This is a genomic window from Burkholderia sp. LAS2 (assembly GCF_018417615.1).
Lineage (GTDB): Bacteria > Pseudomonadota > Gammaproteobacteria > Burkholderiales > Burkholderiaceae > Burkholderia > Burkholderia sola.
In genome coordinates, this window is sequence record NZ_CP071054.1 from 488,419 (window position 1) to 505,657 (window position 17,239).

Consider the following 17,239-nt stretch of genomic DNA (forward strand, 5'->3'; position numbering starts at 1 on the left):
GCCGTTCCGATCCGATCGGGCCGGCAGTCGGCGCAATGCATGCCGGTCGTGACCGCTTCGCATGACATGCAATACGCTATTCTGTCGTCCTCAACCGCCAGCCCGATCCGATGAAGCGTCCGTCGTTTTCCACCCAACTCGTCATGCTCTGGGCACTCGTCGCGGCGCTGTGCGCGACGCTGGTCGCGGTCGTCTGGGTCACGGCGAGTTCCGCCGAGAGTCAGCAGGTGGCCAGCGCGAAGGCCGCCGGCGCGTCGGCCTGCGAAGCGGTCGCGTCGCGTTACGGCGCGTCTTCCGCGTCGGCGCGCGCCGGGCCCGCCCCGGACCTGATGCACGCGATCCTCGACATCGTGCTGTCCCGCGCGCCGGACATGGAGGGCGGGTTCTGGATGCCCGGCGCCGCCCCGGCGGCGAGCGGCTTTCTCGCGTATTCCTTTCCGACTTATCAGGGCAGCGGCGTCAAACACGACGTTCCGGAAGCGGAAACGCCGCTGATCCTCCGCACGCTGCGCGCCGCGGCCGCGACGCATGCCGCGACGGCGAACGTCGTCGAAGGCGCGCAGGATGCGGTGATCGCGGCGGCCTGTCCGGTACGCGGCGGATCGGGGCTGTACGTGTGGATGCTGACGCGTGCGCGCCCGCCGCTGGGCCGGCACGGGGAATTGCTGGCCACGGGCCTCGCGGCCGTGCTCGCGGTGATTCTGGCGATCGCGGCGGCGCTGGCCGTGGCGCTGCGCCGATGGAAGCGCAATCTCGCGCGGATCGAGAGCGGGCTCGGGCCCGACGGTCGCGAGCATCAGCTGCCGTACGTCGGCGAACCCGATCTCGACCGCGTCATCGATGCGTTCAACGAGCGGGCGCGGCGCGCCGACCTGCTGCAACAGCAGGCCGACGAACTGCGCACGCGCCTCGCGCAGGCCGAGCGCTTCGGCATGCTGGGGAAGCTTGCCGCACAGGTCGCGCACGAGATTCGCAATCCGATGGGCGCGATGCGGCTGAAGGCGGAAAACGCACTGGCCGGCGACGGCCGGCGGCAGCAGGACGCGTTGCGCGTGATCCTCGCGCAGATCGAGCGCATCGATGCGCAATTGTCGAGCCTGCTCGCGCTGACGCAGCCGGTGCGCCCGCATGCGACACGGGTCGACGTCGACGCGTGGCTCGCGCAGGTCGTCGATGCGCACCGCGAGCTCGCGCAGCGGCAAGCGATCGACCTGACGCTGTCGCTCGCGGGGCAGGGCGAGCGGCTCGCGTGGCCGTCGGATCGTCCCGCCTTCGATCCCGACCAGATGCGGCGGGCGCTCGACAATCTGCTGCTCAACGCGCTGCACCACGCGGGCGACGGCGGCGCGGTCACGCTCGCCGCCGAGCGGCGCGCGTTCGCCGGGCGCGACTGGCTGTGCATCACCGTGTCGGACAGCGGCCCCGGCGTGCCGGCCGCGCAGCGCGAGCGGATTTTCGAGCCGTTCGTGACGGGCCGCGCGGATGGCACGGGCCTCGGCCTCGCCGTCGTCCGCGAAGTGGCGGCGGCGCATGGCGGGCACGCGCGCCTCGACGGGGGCGCCGCATTCGTGATTGAAATTCCATGGCAAACATCCTCATAGTCGACGACGACGCGGCCTTCCGCGACAGCCTCGCCGAAACGCTCGCCGATCTCGGTCATCGGGCCGTCGAGGCCGCAACCGGTCGCGCCGCGCTCAGCGCGTTGCGCGACGGCGGCGGCATCGAATGCATCTTTCTGGATTTCCGCCTGCCCGATCTGGACGGGCTGGCCGTGCTCGCGCAACTGCGCGACGATCCTGCGCTGGCCGCGATTCCGGTCGTCATGCTGACGGCCCATGCGACCAGCGACAACACGATCGAAGCGATGCGGCTCGGCGCATTCGATCACCTGACGAAGCCGATCGGGCGTCGCGACATCGCGCAACTGCTCGAACGCATCGTGTCGGCGAATCAGCCGCCCGCGCTCGCGCCGTCTGACAGCGGTTTCGCGGGCGAACCGTCGGCGGACCGACCGCAACTGCTGGGCGTGAGCGCCGCGATGCGCGACGTGCAAAAGCAGGTCGGCCGCGCCGCGATGAGCGACGCGACCGTGCTCGTGACCGGCGAGACGGGCACGGGCAAGGAGGTGGCGGCCCGCGTGCTGCATGCCGCATCGGCCCGACATGCGGGGCCGTTCGTCGCCGTGAACTGCGCGGCCATCCCGGCCGATCTGCTCGAAAGCGAGTTGTTCGGGCATCGTCGCGGCGCGTTCACGGGGGCGCACGCCGATCGCGCGGGGCGGCTCGTCGAGGCCGACGGCGGGACGCTTTTTCTCGACGAGATCGGCGACATGCCGGCCGCGATGCAGGCGAAGCTGCTGCGCGCGTTGCAGGAGCGCCAGGTGATGCCGCTCGGCGCGGATCGCCCGACCGCGATCAACATTCGCGTCGTGGCCGCGACGCACCGCGACCTCGCCGCGGCCGTCGCGAACGGCACGTTCCGCGAAGACCTGTTCTATCGGCTGAACGTCATTCCGCTGCACCTGCCGCCGCTCGCGGAGCGCGTCGCCGACATCCTGCCGCTCGCCGCGCATTTCCTCGGCAGTGCGGCAGGCATGCGCGCGCTGCATCTGACGAACGACGCGCAGCGCGCGCTGCTCGATCACCGCTGGCCGGGCAACGTGCGCGAACTGCGCAACGTGATGGAGCGGGCGGCCGCGCTCGCCCCCGGGCCGGCCGTCGGCGCGGCCGATCTCGGCCTGGCCGCCGTGCCGGCGCGCGCGTCGGGCGCCGAGGCGGTGCCGGCGCACCTGCTCGACATGCCGCTGCCCGATGCGCTGGCGACGGTCGAGCGCGCGGCGATCCTGCACGCGCTCGAGCGCGCGAACGGCAATCGCGCGGAGGCCGCGAGGCAGCTCGGGATCGGCCGCCAGTCGCTCTATGCGCGCATGGCGAATCTCGGGATCGAGCGGGACGACTAGTCGCGCCGTTTCGACCGTCGGGAATGCCGACATCCGGTGAAGCGACGTGTCGGGAAATCCGACACGTCAGACGTGCGTCGCGATTCGGCGCACGGCCACACGGTGCTTCTCGGGTTGGCACGGGTATTGCGGATATCGATGCATCGCAACCCGTCGCCGGAGCCCGTCATGAAGTCGTACCAGCCTGTCGTTCGATCGCGGTCGCGGCGCCGTGCCGCCGTTCACCGGTCGTATCGCATGCTCTGCGCTGCCGCACTCGTTGCCGTCGCAACCGTCAGCCTGGCGCAGGTGCCGCCGGCGCCGCGTGCGGAAGACCCGGCCGGCGCCATGCCGCCGCCTGCTCCTCCTCGGCCTCGTGCGCTTGTGCCTGCCGCGCCCGGAAACGACGCCGCGTCGGATGCGCTGGTTTCCGGCACGCTGTCGCGGCTGACGATCAATCCGGAAGGCGCCGTCGACGGCTTCGTGCTGACCGACGGCACGCTCGTCCGCCTGCCGCCGCATCTCGGTTCGCAATTGACGGCGCTCGTGCGGTCGGGCCAGCGTGTCACGATAGCCGGCGAACGACACGTCGACGATGAAATCCGCGCACGCGTCGTCCGCAACGACGGCACCGGCGCGTCGCTGTCCGATCAGCCGCCCGCGCCCGTCGCACCCGTGCCGCCGATGCTGCGCGGCGTCAATCTCGCCCGCCTGAGCGTGTCCGGCGTCGTGCGCCGCGTGACGCACGCGCCGCGCGGCGAGCCGGACGGCGTGATGCTCGACAGCGGGACGATCGTCAAGCTGACCGTTCCGGCCGCGCAGCAATTCGGCGCGCTGCTCGTTCCCGGCGAGCGCGTGGCCGCGGTCGGTTACGGCACGCGCAATGCGTACGGCGAAGCGTTGCAGGCGACGGCGTTCGGCGCGCCGGGCCATGTCGTGAACCTCTACGACGATGTCGCGCGCTGATCGCGCGACGCTATTCCCCCATCCATCGAAAGGAGTCCTGTCATGCACTGGATCGATCCCGCGTGCCTGCCCGAAACGCGCGGCCGCGTCACGCAGTTCCTGCTCAATCCGCACGGAGAAATCGACGGCCTGATCCTGAACGGCGACCTCCAGGTGCACGTACCGCCGCATCTGGGCCGCGAACTGGTGCGTCATGTCGCGGTCGGCGACCGCATCCGCGTGCGGGGCGTCAAGCCGCGTCGCGCGGCGATGATCGCGGCCGTGCAACTGACCGGTCGCGGCGGCATCGACATCATCGACGCCGGGCCGGAGCACGCCGTCCCGAAGCCGCCGCGACCGCCTCGACAGCCGATGGAATCGAGCGGCGAAGTCGCGTTCGGGCTGCATGGCCCGAAAGGCGAGTTGAACGGTGCGTTGCTGACGAGCGGCGTCGCGCTGCGGGTGCCGCCGCATGCGGCTGAAGCCCTGCGCGACTATCTGCTTCCCGGCGTCCATGTGCAGGCGTGGGGCCACGGCGTCGTCACGCCGCACGGCACGACGCTCGACGTGAGCGAGATCGCCGAGCTCGTCGATGCGGATGCCGAATGATCGTGTGACGGTGAGACGCCCATGAGACCGGCACGCGCGCTCGAGGCGCTCAACTTCTTCCTGGCCGACGTGCAGGCCGGCATCGGCCCGTTCATCGGCGTCATCCTGCTGTCGCGCGGCTGGGGCGCCGATGCGATCGGCTCGGTGATGACGCTGGCCGGGCTCGCCGCGATGGCCGCGACGCCGTTGGCCGGCGCGCTCGTCGATGCGGTGCGCGCGAAGCGGGCGCTGATCGTCGTGGCGACCGCGGCGACGGCGCTTGCGTCGCTGGCGATGCTGTTCGTCCACAGCTATCCGGCGGTGGCGGCGTCGCAGATCCTCGCGGCGGTCAGCGGCGCGGTGCTGGCGCCGGCCGCCGCGGGCGTGACGCTCGGCATCGTGCGCCGGCAGGGTTTCGACCGGCAGTTCGGGCGCAACCAGATGGCGAACCACGCCGGCAACGTCGCCGGGGCGGCGCTCGCCGGGTGGCTCGGCTGGCATGTCGGGTTCGATGCGGTGTTCGCGCTCGTCGGCGTGTTTACGGTCCTCGCGATCGTGAGCACGTTGGCGATTCCCAGGTACGCGATCGATCATGCGTCCGCACGTGGCCTCGATCCTGCCGGTGCTGCGCCGGCAACGGACGCGACGCATCCCGATGCGTTCGACGCGGCGTCGACGTCGCGCGTCGGCGGCCTGCGCACGCTCGCCGAGAACCGGCCGCTGGTGCTGCTCGGCGCGTCGCTCGCGCTGTTTCATCTCGGCAACGCCGCGATGCTGCCGCTCTACGGGATGGGCGTCGTCGTCACGCATCGCAGCAACGCGAGCGCGTTCACCGCGCAGACGATCGTCATCGCGCAGTGCGTGATGATTGCGGCGGCGTGGCTCGCGCCCCGGCTGATCCGCGCGCACGGTTACTGGCGGGTGCTGCTGTGCTCGTATCTCGTGCTGCCGGTGCGCGGGCTGGTCGCCGCGACGTGGATGAGCGAAGCGGGCGTGTGGCCGGTGCAGGTGCTCGACGGTATCGGCGCCGGTCTGCAAAGCGTGGTCGTGCCCGCGCTCGTGGTGCGCCTGCTGCATGGCTCCGGCCGCGTGAACGCCGGGCAGGGCGCCGTCGCGACCGCGCAGGGCATCGGCGCGGCGCTCAGCCCGGTGCTGGGCGGCATGCTCGCGCAGCACTTCGGCTATCCGGCCGCGTTCGTCGTGCTGGGCGCCGTGTCGACGGGCTCGCTCGCGCTGTGGCTCGGCCATGCGCGATCGCTGAGCAGCGCGTGCGGCAAGCCCGCCGATTTATCGGCGACATCGTCGTGACAGCGATGTCGATTCCCCTGCCTCCGTCCACTTGCCCATGAATCCTGTTTCGCTTGCCTGGCTGATTTCCGCGCTCGCCACCGCGGGCGTCATCACGCGCCCGTTCGGCTGGCCCGAGGCCACGTGGGCCGTGAGCGGCGCGCTGCTGCTGGTCGGGTTGAACCTGTTGCCCGTCGCGCAGGCGCTGGACGCCGTCGCGAAAGGCGGCGACGTGTACCTGTTCTTGACGGGCATGATGCTGCTGTCCGAGGCGGCCCGTCGCGAGGGGCTGTTCGACTGGGTCGCGACGCACGTCGTCAACCTCGCACAGGGATCGCCGCGGCGGTTGTTCGCGCTGATCTACGCGGTCGGCGTCGTCACCACGGTGTTCCTGTCGAACGATGCGACCGCCGTGGTGCTGACGCCCGCGGTCCTGGCCGCCGCGCGCCGCGCGAAGGCCGATCCGATGCCGCTGCTGTACAGCTGTGCGCTCGTCGCCAATGCCGCGAGTTTCGTGTTGCCGATTTCGAATCCCGCGAACCTGGTGCTGTACGGCGCGCACATGCCGGCCCTCGGCGTCTGGCTCGCGCACTTCGCGGCGCCGTCCGTCGCGTCGATCGCGTGCACGTTCGTCATGCTGCGGATCGTGCAGCGACGTGCGCTTTCCGGCCGTTGTGAGTCCGCGCTGCCGGTGCAGCCGCCGACCAGCGGCGGCCGCATCGCGCTGGCAGGCATCGCCGCAACGGCCGTCGCGCTGATGGCGGTATCGATCGCCGATCGCCCGCTCGGGTTGCCGACCGCGCTGGCGGGTGTCGTCACGGTCGCGTGCGTGGTGATGCGGGATCGCGCGGCGGGCGTGCCGATCGTTCGCGCGATTTCATGGAGCGTGTTGCCGCTCGTCGCGGGGCTGTTCGTCGTCGTCGAGACGCTCGACCGGACCGGCGCGGTGCGCGCGCTGGCGGGGCTGCTACACGCGCTCATGCAAAGCGGCGAGCATGTCGCGGCGGCCGTAGCCGGCGTCGCGGTAGCGCTGGTGTCGAACGGGGTCAACAATCTGCCCGCCGGGCTGATCGCGAGTTCGACGATCCACGTCGCGCACAGCCCGCAAACGGTGGTCGATGCAATGCTGATCGGCGTGGATCTCGGCCCGAACCTGTCGATCACCGGATCGCTCGCGACGATTCTGTGGCTGACGGCGATCCGGCGCGAAGGGCTGCAGGTCGGTTTCCGCGCATTCCTCGCGGTCGGCGCGTGCGTGATGCCGCCGGCGTTGCTGCTCGCGCTGGGCGCGCGGTTCGTGGTCGGCGGCTGACGTGCGATGCGCGTCGCGTCAGCCGTCCCGGCCGGCTTAGAACGAGTAAGCGAGCGACGCGAACAGGCTGCGCGGCGCGCCCGGCGCGACCCACAGGCTGTTGTACGAGCTGACGTAGGTGGTGCGATTGAACAGGTTGTTCAGCACGACCGACGCGCGCAGGTGCTTGTTGACCTGAACGTAGCCGTTGAGCTGCACGGTCGCGTAGGCCGGCAGCTCGAAGCCGTCCTGCGTGTTGGCCGTGTTGCCGGCGCGGCGCCCGACGTAGATCACGCCGGCGCCGGCGCCGGCCTTGTCCGCGAACGGCAGGGTCGTCTCGTACATCAGCAGCGCGCTGCCGCTCAGACGCGGCACGTCGACGAGGCGTGAGCCGGGCGCCAGCACGGTATCGCGCGTGACTTCGGCGTCGACATACGCGAAATTGGCGATGCCGCGCAGGCCGTGGCCGAGATCGCCGCTCCATTCGAATTCGACGCCGCGGCTGCGTACTTCGCCGGCCGCGCGCGAGAAGCCGGCGTTCGCCGGATCGGCGGTGAGCACGTTGCGCTTGGTCACGTAGAACGCGGAGACGGTCGTGAGCGAGCGCGCGCCCGCCCATTTCGCGCCGGCTTCGTAGCCGTGGCCCTTTTCGGGATCGAACGCGTTGCCGCCGACGTCGGCGCCGTTGTTCGGCCGGAACGAATACGCGGTGTTCGCATAGAACGACCACGCGGGGCTCATTTCATACACGACGCCGATACGCGGGCTCACCGCGGTCTGCAACTGGCTCGTCGTCGCGCCCTTCAGGCGGTTGTCGATCGACTGGTGGAAGCGATCCCAGCGCAGCCCGGCCAGGATCTTCCAGTGCGGCCCAAACGCGAGCGTGTCCTGCGCGTAGACGCCTTGTCCGTTATCGCGTTCGAGCAGGTTGGTCGCGGTGCGCGGCGTCGGCGCGGGCTGGCCGTACACCGGATCGAAGATGTCGATCGCATACGGCGCCGCGGCGCTCGGGGTGGAGCGCGCGACGAACTGGTCGTAGTTGAAGCGATACGCATCGACACCCATCACGAGCGTATGGCCGATACCGCCCGTGCGGAACGAGCCGGTGGTTTCGACGCGGCCCTGCAGGTCGTTCGAATGAAACGCGACTTGCCGGTAGCGGCGCCACAGCGTGCGGCCGTCCGGCTGCAATGCGAATGCCTCGGACGAGCGCCCCGACAGGTCGGTGTTGCGTTGCGCGACGCCCGCATTGACCGACCAGCTGGAATCGATGCGATGCTCGAGCGTGAACTGGTGGCCCGTGTTGCGCACGTCGTAGTCGCCGTCGCGCGGCTCGCCGAGAAAGCGCGACGCGGGGATCACACCGAGCTGGCCGTTGACCGCCAGCACGCCGCGATCGAGCGGCGCGCGCTGACGTGCGCTCTCGAATTCGTAGTGCAGCGTCGTGTCCGCGCCGATGTCCCACGTGAACGACGGCGAGAACAGGTAGCGTTTGCTCGACACCGTGTCGCGAAAGCTGCCGTTGTTTTCGTTCATCGCGACGAAGCGGTACGCGAGCGATTTCGTGACGGGGCCGGTCGAATCGAGGGTCTGGCGCAGTGCGCCGTAGCTGCCGGCCGATACGCCGATGGTGTTCGCGCGTGCAAACTGCGGCTGCTTCGTCGTATAGCTGATGATCCCGCCCGGATCGCCGCGGCCATACAGCGCGGATGCCGGCCCCTTGAGCACTTCCATGCGCTCGAGGTTGACGGTGTCGCGCGGCACGCTCATCCCGCGATTCCACGAAAATCCGTTGACCAGGTAGTCGGTGCCGGACGTGTTGCCGTCGCCGGCGAAGCCGCGCACCGCGTAGTTGTCCCACAGGCCGCCGAAGTTGTTCTGGCGCGAGACGCCCGCGACCCAGTCGTAAAGATCGTCGCCGCGCGTGGCGGCCACGGTCTGGATCAGCTTCGTGTCGACGCTGCTGACCGCGAACGGAATCTCCATCACGTCGGCCTCGCTGCGCGTCGCGCTCGTCGATTCGCGCGTGCGGAACGGCGCCGTCGCGCGTTGCGCGGAGATTTCGATGGTGGGCAGCGACGTTTCCTGCGCGTCGGCGGCGCCCATGCCGGTCGTGCCGACGACGATGGCCATCGGCGCGGCCGCCCAGTTCCTCCTGCTCATACCTCTCCTTTTCGTGTCGTTCGCGTTCGGGCACGGCGGGCGGCCTTGCGCCGACATCTGTGTTCCAAACAGTACATTTGCGCGGCAATTTAATGCAAATGAGAGGCATTTGCAATCGTAATTTTGAGAATGGATGCGGGAAGGGAAACGGTGCGCGTCGCGGACGCGGTCGATCGGGCGTAGCGGTTTCGTGAAATTCCGAATGATGGGAAATGTGTCGTGTCGTGGTGGCGATCGGATATCGCCTCAACGTCCGCAATATGGGAAATTAGCAAGAAATATCGGGTAAACGTGGACCTTGGTGAAGTCATGGAATGTGAATTGGGTTGTTTGACAAATCCCGTAATTCGGGATTAAAGTAAAAACACTTCAGCCAAACGCGTCGAGCAGCCGCATGAACATCCCACAGTTGGACAGCGATACCGAAGCAAGAAGCGGGGCGAGCGTCGTGCTCGCCACTGCGCGAGACGCGGGCGTCGACGTCTGTTTCGCCAATCCCGGCACGACCGAGATGCCGTTCGTCGGTGCGCTCGACACCGTGGCCGGCGTGCGGTCGATCCTCGGGCTGTTCGAGGGTGTGTGCACGGGCGCGGCCGACGGCTATGGCCGCATGACCGGCAAGCCCGCGATGACGCTGCTGCATCTCGGGCCCGGCCACGCGAACGGCATTGCCAACCTGCACAACGCGCGCCGGGCCCGCACGCCGATCCTGAACATCGTCGGCGATCACACGCGCGAGCATCTGAAGTACGACGCACCGCTCACGTCCGACATCGAATCGCTCGCCCGTCCGGTGTCGGTGTGGTATCGCAGTGTGGCGCGCGACACGGATCTCGCGACGGATACGGCCGATGCGATTTCGGCCGCGATGGGCACGCCGCGCGGCGTCGCGACCCTCGTGCTGCCCGTCGACCTCCAGTCGGCCAGCGTGCGCGGCGCGGCGTGGCCCGCCGTCGTACGCCCGGCCGCGGTGTCGTTCGACGCCGCGCGGGTCGAACAGGTGGCCGATCTGCTGCTCGGCGGTCATCGCGCCGTCCTGCTGATGGGCGCCCGCGCGCTGTCGGCGCGCGGGCAGCGGGCGGCGGCACGCATCGCGGCGGCCACCGGCGCGACCTGCTTCAGCGAAACCTTTCCTGCGCGGGCGGAGCGCGGCGGCGGCCTGCCGGACATCGACCGCCTGCCTTATTTCCCCGAGCCGGCGCTCGCGGCGCTGGCCGGCCGGCGCGTGGTGCTGGCCGGCGCGCTCGCGCCCGTCACCTACTTCGGCTACGACGGCATTCCGGGCGAACTTGCGCGGCCCGAGGACATCGTGACGCTGGCAACACCGGGCGATGCGGCGGACGACGCGCTGGAGGCGCTGGCCGATCGCATCGGTGCGGCGGCGAATGACGATGGCGTGCACGTCGAGCGCTGGCGCGTGGAGGCCGGCCCGCTCACGCCGCAGGCCGTCGGCCGCGTGCTCGCGAATGCGCTGCCCGACGACGCGATCGTGTCGATCGAAGGCGGTACGTGCGGCTACCCGTTCGTGACCGCATCGGCGCGCGCACGTCGTCACACCATTTTGACGAATACCGGCGGCGCGATCGGCCAGGGCCTGCCGGTGGCGCTCGGCGCCGCCGTCGCGTGCCCGGACCGCCGCGTGTTCGCGCTGCAGTCCGACGGCAGCGCGCAATACACGATCCAGTCGCTGTGGACGATGGCGCGCGAGCGTTTGCCGATCGTGATGCTGATCGCATCGAACCGGCGCTACGGCATCCTGCAGACCGAACTCGCGCGCAGCGGCCTGCCGGCCGACACGCCGCACGCGAGCCGCCTGACGCAACTGGACGATCCGCCGATCGACTGGCTCGCGCTGTCGCGCGGCTACGGCGTGCCGGCCGAACGCGTGGGCACGACGGAAGCGCTGGTGCAAGCGCTCGACAACGCGCTCGCGCATACCGACGGGCCGACGCTCATCGAAATGCAGTTGTCCTGATCGCACAACGCGCTTCTTTCCTTAATCCCGACTCTCACCTTTCATCGACATGGATCTGCAACTGCACGGAAAAGCCGCGTTCATCACCGGCGGCAGCATGGGCATCGGCAAGGCGGTCGCGCTCGAACTGGCGCGCGAAGGCGTCAACGTCGCGATCGCCGCGCGACGCATCGAACACCTCGAAGCGGCGGCCGCCGAGATTCGCACGACGCTCGCGCCGCTCGGCGACGCGGCCGGCGCGATCCTGCCCGTCACGGTGGACACAACGGACATGGCGTCGATCGAAGCGGCGATGGCCGCGTGCGTCGAGCGCTTCGGCCGGCTCGACATCCTGCTGAACGGCGCCGCGCATCCGGGCGGGCTCGTGCGCGCCGAACTCGAACACGCTGACCCGGAGGGACTGCTGCAGGATATCGACATCAAGGTGGTCGGCTACCTGCGCTGCGCGAAGGCGGCCGCACCGTACATGCGGGCCAACGGCTTCGGCCGGATCGTCAACATCGGCGGCCTGACGGGCCGCGGCAGCAAGCAGCTGTCCGGCATGCGCAACGTGGCGATCGTGCACCTGACCAAGACGCTGTCCGACCAGCTCGGCCCGTTCGGCATCACGGTGAATACGATTCATCCGGGCGTCGTCGAGACGCCGCACATCCATGAGCTCTACGAGAAGGAAGCGCAGAAGCAGGGGCTCACGGCCGCGGAAGTCGAGGCCAACTACGTGAAGGTCACGCCGATCCGCCGCGTGCTGCAGCCGGAAGAAATGGGGTGGATCGTCGCGTTTCTCGCGTCGCCGAAGTCCGGCTCGATCACCGGCGAGTCGATCGGCTGCGACGGCGGGCTCACGCGCGGCATTTTTCTCTGACACAAGGAGCACTTCATGACCGCAACCGTACTGGTCGCCACCGCCGGGCAAGGCATCCTGCGCTCGAACGACGACGGCGAGACCTGGCATCGCCTCGGGCTTGCCGAGCCGATCGAGTTCGACGGCATCGTGCGCGCGCTCGCGGTGTGCCCGGCGATGCCGTCGCGCGTCTATGCCGGCGCCGATTCGGGGCTGTGCATCAGCGACGATGGCGGCGCGCACTGGTTCCGGCCCGAGAACCTGCTGAACGGGCAGACGGTCTGGTCGATCGCGATCGATCCGGCCAACCCGGCCGTGCTCTATGCGGGCACCGGCGCGCCGTCGCGCGCCGCGCTTTACAAGTCGAGCGACGCGGGCGCGACCTGGGCGCGAACGGCGCCCGAGTTTCCGGAGTTTTGCGCGGGCGTCAATCGTCCGCGGCTGCTGACGATCTGCGTGGACCCGGAAGACAGCCGCAACGTCTGGTACGGCGTGGAGGAGGGCGGCGCGTGGCGCAGCCGCGATGCCGGTGCGAGCTGGACGCGCGTGGACGGCCCCGGCACCGCGATCCGCAACAGCGACATTCATGCGATCGCCGTCGTGCCCGCCGCGCAAGGCCGGCCGAAGACCACGATGCTGCTGACGGTCAACGCGGTGTACGTGAGCGAGGACGACGGCGTGACGTGGGACGGCAAGCTGTCGCGCGACCGCTTCAACGGGCTGTACTACACGCGCACCGTCGTGCAACTGCCGGAGCCCGAAGGCGACCTGCTGATGGCGATCGGCGACGGCACGCCGGGCAGCCGCAGCCGCATCTACCGCTCGACCGATCGCGGCCACGCGTGGCACGAGACGGATCTGCACACGCCGCCGAACTCCACGTTCTGGGCGTTCGGCGTGCATGCGGCCCGGCCGGCGCTCGTGTATGCGGGCACCAAGTACGGGCACCTGTTCCGCTCGCGCGACGGCGGCCGGAACTGGACCAAGGAATGGCGCGATTTCAGCGAGATCACGGCGGTGGCATGGACGCCGTTCGAGGCGCCGCTGGCCGCCCACGCGCAGTCGACCCACTGAGCGGAGCGAACGATGACACCGTCCGATATCCGCCAACGCGCCGAGCGTGCGAACGCGAGCGGCCTGCCGCTGCCGACGCCGCGCGTGCAACGCACCCACCTGTCGCTGTTCGTGCGCGATCCCGTTCGCTCGAGCACCTGGTATGCCGAGGTGCTCGGCATGATGGAAACCGCGCGCGGCGAGCAGTGGGTGTTCATGTCGTTCGGCCAGAAGCACCATGACATCGCGCTGATTCGCGCGGCGTCCGATGCGGAACTCGGCACGATCGGCCTGCAGCATTACGGCCTCGAAATCGCGGGCGGGCTGACCGAATTGCGCCGTCTGTACGGGATGCTGATTCGCCGCGACGTGCCGATCGTCAAGATCACCGATCACAAGGTCGGGATCGGCGTGTATTTCACGGACCCGGACGGCAACCGACTCGAATTCTTCTGCGAAATGGTCACGGACGACGAAGAGGGCAAGCGCGTGCTGCATCGATACAACGCGCCGAGCGATCCCGTCCAGCTCGAACCGCTGTTCGACTGACGCACCGCTTTTCCATCCGCATCATCGACGTTTTATATAGGAATGCAAATGAGCAAGATCGCCAATTTCGAAGGCTTTCATATCCGCAAGTGGTACACGCAGATCGAGGATTCGCTCGCGAACGAAACCGGCCAGCTCGCGGACGGCGAGCCGTTGCGCAAGATCGTGATCGCCGCGGCCGTTCACAACCCGTACGCAGGGCGATTCAGCGAAAACCTCGACGATCTCGTGCGTCCGTCGCCCGCGCTCGGCAAGGAGTTTGCGCGACGCATCGAGTCGCTCGCCGACGGCCGCGCGATCGAGAGCTACGGCAAGGCGTGCCTGGTCGGTTCGGCCGGCGAATACGAACACGGCAACGCGTTCCTCACGTCGATCTTCGCGGAGCCGATCCGCGCGGCGCTGGGCGGCGGCAAATCGTGGGTGCCGTCGAGCGGCAAGCGCGGCCCGATCAATACGGTGATCGACGTGCCGCTCGCGCACAAGGATGCGCTCTACGTGCGCTCGCACTACGACACGGTGACGTGCCTGTTTCCCGATGCGCCGAACGACGACGAAGTGCTGGTGATCTTCGCGTTCGCGACACGCGGCCGGCTGCATGCGCGGCTCGGTGGGCTGAAGGCGAGCGAGATCGTCGGTCGCGACGGTCTGGTCTGAGCGCGCATGTCGGGCGAGGAGCAGATGATGAACACGGCGTCCGTCAACGATGGATGGATCGACAACGATGGACTGCGGCTGCACTACGTGAGCTGGGGGCGCGACGATGCGCCGACCGTGGTGATGCTGCACGGCCTGCGCAGTTACGCGCATACCTGGGCGCCCGTCGCCGCTGCGCTGGCCGACCGCTACCGGGTCGTCGCGCTTGATCAGCGCGGGCGCGGGCTGAGCGATTGGGATCCGCGGCGCGACTACTACGCGGCGGCCTACGTGCGCGATCTCGACGCATTGGTGCGCGCGCTCGGCCTGCGACGATTCGTGCTGGTCGGGCACTCGATGGGCGGCGCCAATGCATTCGTCTACGCGGCGGCGCAGCCGGAACGGCACGCCGAAAGGCACGCCGAACGGCACGCCGAACGGCACGCCGAACGGCTCGCGGGCCTCGTGATCGAGGACATGGGCCCCGGCGCGTCGGCCGGCTCGCCGGGTTCCGAGCGCATCAAGCGCGAGCTGCAGGAAACGCCGGACGCGTTCGCGTCGTGGGACGACGCACGCGCGTTCTGGCGGCGCCAGCGGCCGAACATCGCGGAATCCGCGCTCGATTCGCGCATCGCGCATTCGCTGAAAGAAGGCGAGCCGGGCCGGATCGTCTGGCGGCACGACGCGCAAGGAATTGCGGCCGCACGGCTGGCGGCGACGCCGGAGCAGCTCGTCCATCTGTGGCCGTTGATCCTCAACCTGCACGTGCCCACGTTGCTGGTGCGCGGCGGCGACTCGGATTTCCTGTCCGCGGACGTGGCGGCCGAAATGGCGGCCGCCAATGCGGAAATCGAGCGGATCGACATTCCCGGCGCGACGCATTACGTGCACGACGATCAACCCGATGCGTTCAATCGCGCGTTGCGGTCGTGGCTCGATCGTCTCGAGGATCCTGCATGGCGCAGCGGAGGCGTGGGCGAATGAAAGCGAACAACCGGAACCGGACGTCGGTCGCGATCGTCGGCGCGGGGCCGAACGGCGTCGCGATGGCGAATCTGCTGGGCCTTTACGGCGTCGCGACGGTGATTATCGAGAAGGCGGCGGACGTCGTCGATTTTCCGCGCGCGGTCGGCATCGACGACGAAGCATTGCGGATGTTCCAGACCGCGAGGCTCGCCGACGAATTGAGCCGCGACATCATCCAGAACGTGCCGTTGCGCATGTTCAAGGCGAACGGCGAATGCTTTGCCGACATCCGCCCGTCGATACGCGAATTCGGCTGGTGGCGGCGCAACATCTTCATGCAGCAACTGGCCGAACACACGCTGCGCGCGGGGCTGGCGCGCTATCCGCACGTAGCGCTGCGGACCGGCGAGGAAGTGGTCGGCGTCGAACAGGACGACCGATGCGTCACGTTGCAGGTGCGCGCCGCCGACGGCAGGCAGTATGCGCTCGACGCCGACTACGTGGTGGCGGCCGACGGCGGACGCAGCCCGATGCGCGACTGGCTCGGCATCAAGCTGGCCGGCACGACGCATCCGATCAAATGGGTCGTGGTCGACGTGAAGAATGCCGGGCTCGACCAGCCGTGCACGGCGCTGAACTGCGACCCGCGCCGCCCGAACGTGTGCATCTATCTGCCGTTCAATTTCCGGCGCTGGGAGTTTCTCGTATTCCCGCACGAGGACGCAGAGGCGATCGCGCGGCCGGAATCGATCCGTGCGCTGATCGCGCCGTACGTCGACGACGTCGATCGTATCGAGATCGTGCGCGCGCGGACCTATACGCACCATTCTCGCGTGGCCGAGCGTTTCGTGGCGGGCCGCGTGGCGCTCGTCGGCGATGCTGCCCACCTGAGCCCGCCGTGGATCGGCCAGGGCCTGAACGCCGGCCTGCGCGACGTCGGCAATCTCGCGTGGAAACTCGCAGGCGTCGTGAACGGCACGCTCGATCCCGGCGTGATCCCTACCTACGAATCGGAACGCCGCGACCACGCGAAGGCGATGATCGATCTCGCGGACACGTTCGGTGCGATGCTGATGCCGACCAACCGGGTCGTCGCGTTTCTGCGCGACCGGTTCCTCGGGCTCGCGCGGTATGCGCCGGGCCTGAAGGACTACGTGCTGCAGATGCGTTTCAAGCCGATGCCGAGCTATACGCGCGGCGTCGTGCTGCCGGGCGCGCCGGGCGACGCGGCGGGCAGGATGATCGCGCAGCCCGACGTCGAAACGGCCGACGGCGTGCGCCGCAAGCTCGACGACGTGCTCGGCCCATGGTTTTCGATCGTCGGCTGGCAATGCGATCCGCAGGCGTGCCTGAGTGACGACGATCGCGCGTACTGGACGGCGCTGGGCGCGACCTTCGTTCAGGTCAACCGCTCGCGCAGCGGGACGGGCCGCGCGCGGCGCGTGACGAGCGCCCACGGCAGCGTGTGCGTCGAGGACGTCGACAACGCGCTGGCGGCATGGTTCGACCGGCATCGCGGCCCGCTCGTGGTCGTGCGCCCCGACCGCTACGTGGCCGCGCAGACGGACGCCGCCGGCATCGCAGGCGTGACCGCGGCGTTCCAGGCGTTTGCGCCGCGACAACGGGAGACCGCGGATGTTTGTTGAGCAACGCACGTACACGCTGGTGCCGGGCGGCGTCGCCGAGTATCTGCGGCTCTATGCGGAGTGCGGCCGCGCGCCGCAGGAGCACGCGCTCGGCACGATGGTCGGCTGTTTCGCGACGGAAGTCGGACCGCTGAATCAGCTCGTCTATCTGTGGGCGTTCGATTCGCTGGACGATCGGGCGCGGCGTCGTGCCGTGCTGATGGCCGATCCCGACTTCAGGACGTTTCGCGGCAAGGTCCGGCATCTGCTCGTCCGGCAGGAAAACCAGATTCTCCGACAGGAAATCGGCGGTCTGCTGCGTGCACCGCCATCGGCCGCGTGATGCGCGTTCGTTGCATGTCCGGCCCATCGTACAGTCTCTACC

At 69.2% G+C, this 17,239-nt stretch carries 15 protein-coding genes; 14 read left to right on the forward strand and 1 reads right to left on the reverse strand.

What is annotated here, in order from left to right:
* The first annotated feature begins 110 nt into the window (after positions 1–110).
* The 6 genes from JYG37_RS31295 (at position 111) to JYG37_RS31320 (ending at position 7,070) form a co-directional block, all read left to right on the forward strand.
* Positions 111–1,601 carry a sensor histidine kinase gene (locus JYG37_RS31295; RefSeq protein ID WP_213347025.1) on the forward strand — a complete coding sequence of 497 codons (1,491 nt, stop codon included), beginning with the start codon at positions 111–113 and terminating at the stop codon, positions 1,599–1,601.
* Positions 1,583–2,959: a sigma-54-dependent transcriptional regulator gene (locus tag JYG37_RS31300; protein ID WP_124630159.1), complete on the forward strand. Its 1,377-nt coding sequence runs from the start codon at positions 1,583–1,585 to the stop codon at positions 2,957–2,959. The genes JYG37_RS31295 and JYG37_RS31300 overlap by 19 nt, the downstream gene beginning before the upstream one ends.
* Positions 2,960–3,322: 363 nt before the next feature.
* Positions 3,323–3,904, forward strand: a complete 582-nt coding sequence (locus tag JYG37_RS31305; RefSeq protein ID WP_235356275.1) for a hypothetical protein — start codon at positions 3,323–3,325, stop codon at positions 3,902–3,904.
* Between the two features lie 42 nt (positions 3,905–3,946).
* The gene (locus tag JYG37_RS31310) at positions 3,947–4,492 is read left to right on the forward strand and encodes a hypothetical protein (protein WP_089490443.1); all 546 of its coding nucleotides are present in this window, start codon (positions 3,947–3,949) and stop codon (positions 4,490–4,492) included.
* 21 nt (positions 4,493–4,513) lie between these two features.
* The gene (locus JYG37_RS31315) at positions 4,514–5,779 is read left to right on the forward strand and encodes an MFS transporter (protein ID WP_089490442.1); all 1,266 of its coding nucleotides are present in this window, start codon (positions 4,514–4,516) and stop codon (positions 5,777–5,779) included.
* A 37-nt stretch (positions 5,780–5,816) separates the two neighbouring features.
* Entirely contained in the window at positions 5,817–7,070 is a 1,254-nt protein-coding gene (locus tag JYG37_RS31320) for an arsenic transporter (protein ID WP_213347027.1), read from the forward strand.
* 36 nt (positions 7,071–7,106) lie between these two features.
* On the opposite strand, the gene JYG37_RS31325 is transcribed toward JYG37_RS31320, so the two are convergent.
* The gene (locus JYG37_RS31325; protein ID WP_213347030.1) at positions 7,107–9,212 is read right to left on the reverse strand and encodes a TonB-dependent siderophore receptor; all 2,106 of its coding nucleotides are present in this window, start codon (positions 9,210–9,212) and stop codon (positions 7,107–7,109) included.
* Between the two features lie 394 nt (positions 9,213–9,606).
* On the opposite strand from JYG37_RS31325, the gene JYG37_RS31330 reads away from it, so the two are divergent.
* From JYG37_RS31330 to JYG37_RS31365, 8 genes are read left to right on the forward strand one after another with little or no spacing between them, the layout of a single operon-like run.
* Positions 9,607–11,187, forward strand: a complete 1,581-nt coding sequence (locus JYG37_RS31330; protein WP_213347032.1) for an acetolactate synthase large subunit — start codon at positions 9,607–9,609, stop codon at positions 11,185–11,187.
* 49 nt (positions 11,188–11,236) lie between these two features.
* Positions 11,237–12,049 carry an SDR family NAD(P)-dependent oxidoreductase gene (locus JYG37_RS31335; RefSeq protein WP_050016771.1) on the forward strand — a complete coding sequence of 271 codons (813 nt, stop codon included), beginning with the start codon at positions 11,237–11,239 and terminating at the stop codon, positions 12,047–12,049.
* Between the two features lie 15 nt (positions 12,050–12,064).
* Complete coding sequence (locus JYG37_RS31340; RefSeq protein ID WP_213347034.1) at positions 12,065–13,102, forward strand: sialidase family protein; 1,038 nt, start codon at positions 12,065–12,067, stop codon at positions 13,100–13,102.
* A 12-nt stretch (positions 13,103–13,114) separates the two neighbouring features.
* A complete protein-coding gene (locus JYG37_RS31345) occupies positions 13,115–13,630 on the forward strand; it encodes a VOC family protein (protein WP_089490437.1) in 516 nt (171 codons plus the stop codon).
* Positions 13,631–13,678: 48 nt separating this feature from the next.
* Positions 13,679–14,284, forward strand: coding sequence for an amino acid synthesis family protein (locus tag JYG37_RS31350; RefSeq protein ID WP_023476921.1), 606 nt, complete (start codon positions 13,679–13,681; stop codon positions 14,282–14,284).
* 27 nt (positions 14,285–14,311) lie between these two features.
* Positions 14,312–15,247: an alpha/beta fold hydrolase gene (locus JYG37_RS31355; RefSeq protein WP_179233210.1), complete on the forward strand. Its 936-nt coding sequence runs from the start codon at positions 14,312–14,314 to the stop codon at positions 15,245–15,247.
* Positions 15,244–16,875, forward strand: a complete 1,632-nt coding sequence (locus JYG37_RS31360; RefSeq protein WP_124630165.1) for a bifunctional 3-(3-hydroxy-phenyl)propionate/3-hydroxycinnamic acid hydroxylase — start codon at positions 15,244–15,246, stop codon at positions 16,873–16,875. Before JYG37_RS31355 ends, JYG37_RS31360 begins: the two co-directional genes overlap by 4 nt.
* Complete coding sequence (locus JYG37_RS31365) at positions 16,865–17,197, forward strand: NIPSNAP family protein (protein ID WP_050016779.1); 333 nt, start codon at positions 16,865–16,867, stop codon at positions 17,195–17,197. Before JYG37_RS31360 ends, JYG37_RS31365 begins: the two co-directional genes overlap by 11 nt.
* The last annotated feature ends 42 nt before the right edge of the window (positions 17,198–17,239 follow it).

Coding starts and splice junctions, on each gene's coding strand:
- JYG37_RS31295 (WP_213347025.1), top strand. CDS start 111: ATGAAGCGTCCGTCGTTTTCCACCCAACTCGTCATGCTCTGGGCACTC.
- JYG37_RS31300 (WP_124630159.1), top strand. CDS start 1,583: ATGGCAAACATCCTCATAGTCGACGACGACGCGGCCTTCCGCGACAGC.
- JYG37_RS31335 (WP_050016771.1), top strand. CDS start 11,237: ATGGATCTGCAACTGCACGGAAAAGCCGCGTTCATCACCGGCGGCAGC.
- JYG37_RS31365 (WP_050016779.1), top strand. CDS start 16,865: ATGTTTGTTGAGCAACGCACGTACACGCTGGTGCCGGGCGGCGTCGCC.
- JYG37_RS31320 (WP_213347027.1), top strand. CDS start 5,817: ATGAATCCTGTTTCGCTTGCCTGGCTGATTTCCGCGCTCGCCACCGCG.
- JYG37_RS31360 (WP_124630165.1), top strand. CDS start 15,244: ATGAAAGCGAACAACCGGAACCGGACGTCGGTCGCGATCGTCGGCGCG.
- JYG37_RS31310 (WP_089490443.1), top strand. CDS start 3,947: ATGCACTGGATCGATCCCGCGTGCCTGCCCGAAACGCGCGGCCGCGTC.
- JYG37_RS31325 (WP_213347030.1), bottom strand. CDS start 9,212: ATGAGCAGGAGGAACTGGGCGGCCGCGCCGATGGCCATCGTCGTCGGC.
- JYG37_RS31330 (WP_213347032.1), top strand. CDS start 9,607: ATGAACATCCCACAGTTGGACAGCGATACCGAAGCAAGAAGCGGGGCG.
- JYG37_RS31345 (WP_089490437.1), top strand. CDS start 13,115: ATGACACCGTCCGATATCCGCCAACGCGCCGAGCGTGCGAACGCGAGC.
- JYG37_RS31355 (WP_179233210.1), top strand. CDS start 14,312: ATGAACACGGCGTCCGTCAACGATGGATGGATCGACAACGATGGACTG.
- JYG37_RS31350 (WP_023476921.1), top strand. CDS start 13,679: ATGAGCAAGATCGCCAATTTCGAAGGCTTTCATATCCGCAAGTGGTAC.
- JYG37_RS31315 (WP_089490442.1), top strand. CDS start 4,514: ATGAGACCGGCACGCGCGCTCGAGGCGCTCAACTTCTTCCTGGCCGAC.
- JYG37_RS31340 (WP_213347034.1), top strand. CDS start 12,065: ATGACCGCAACCGTACTGGTCGCCACCGCCGGGCAAGGCATCCTGCGC.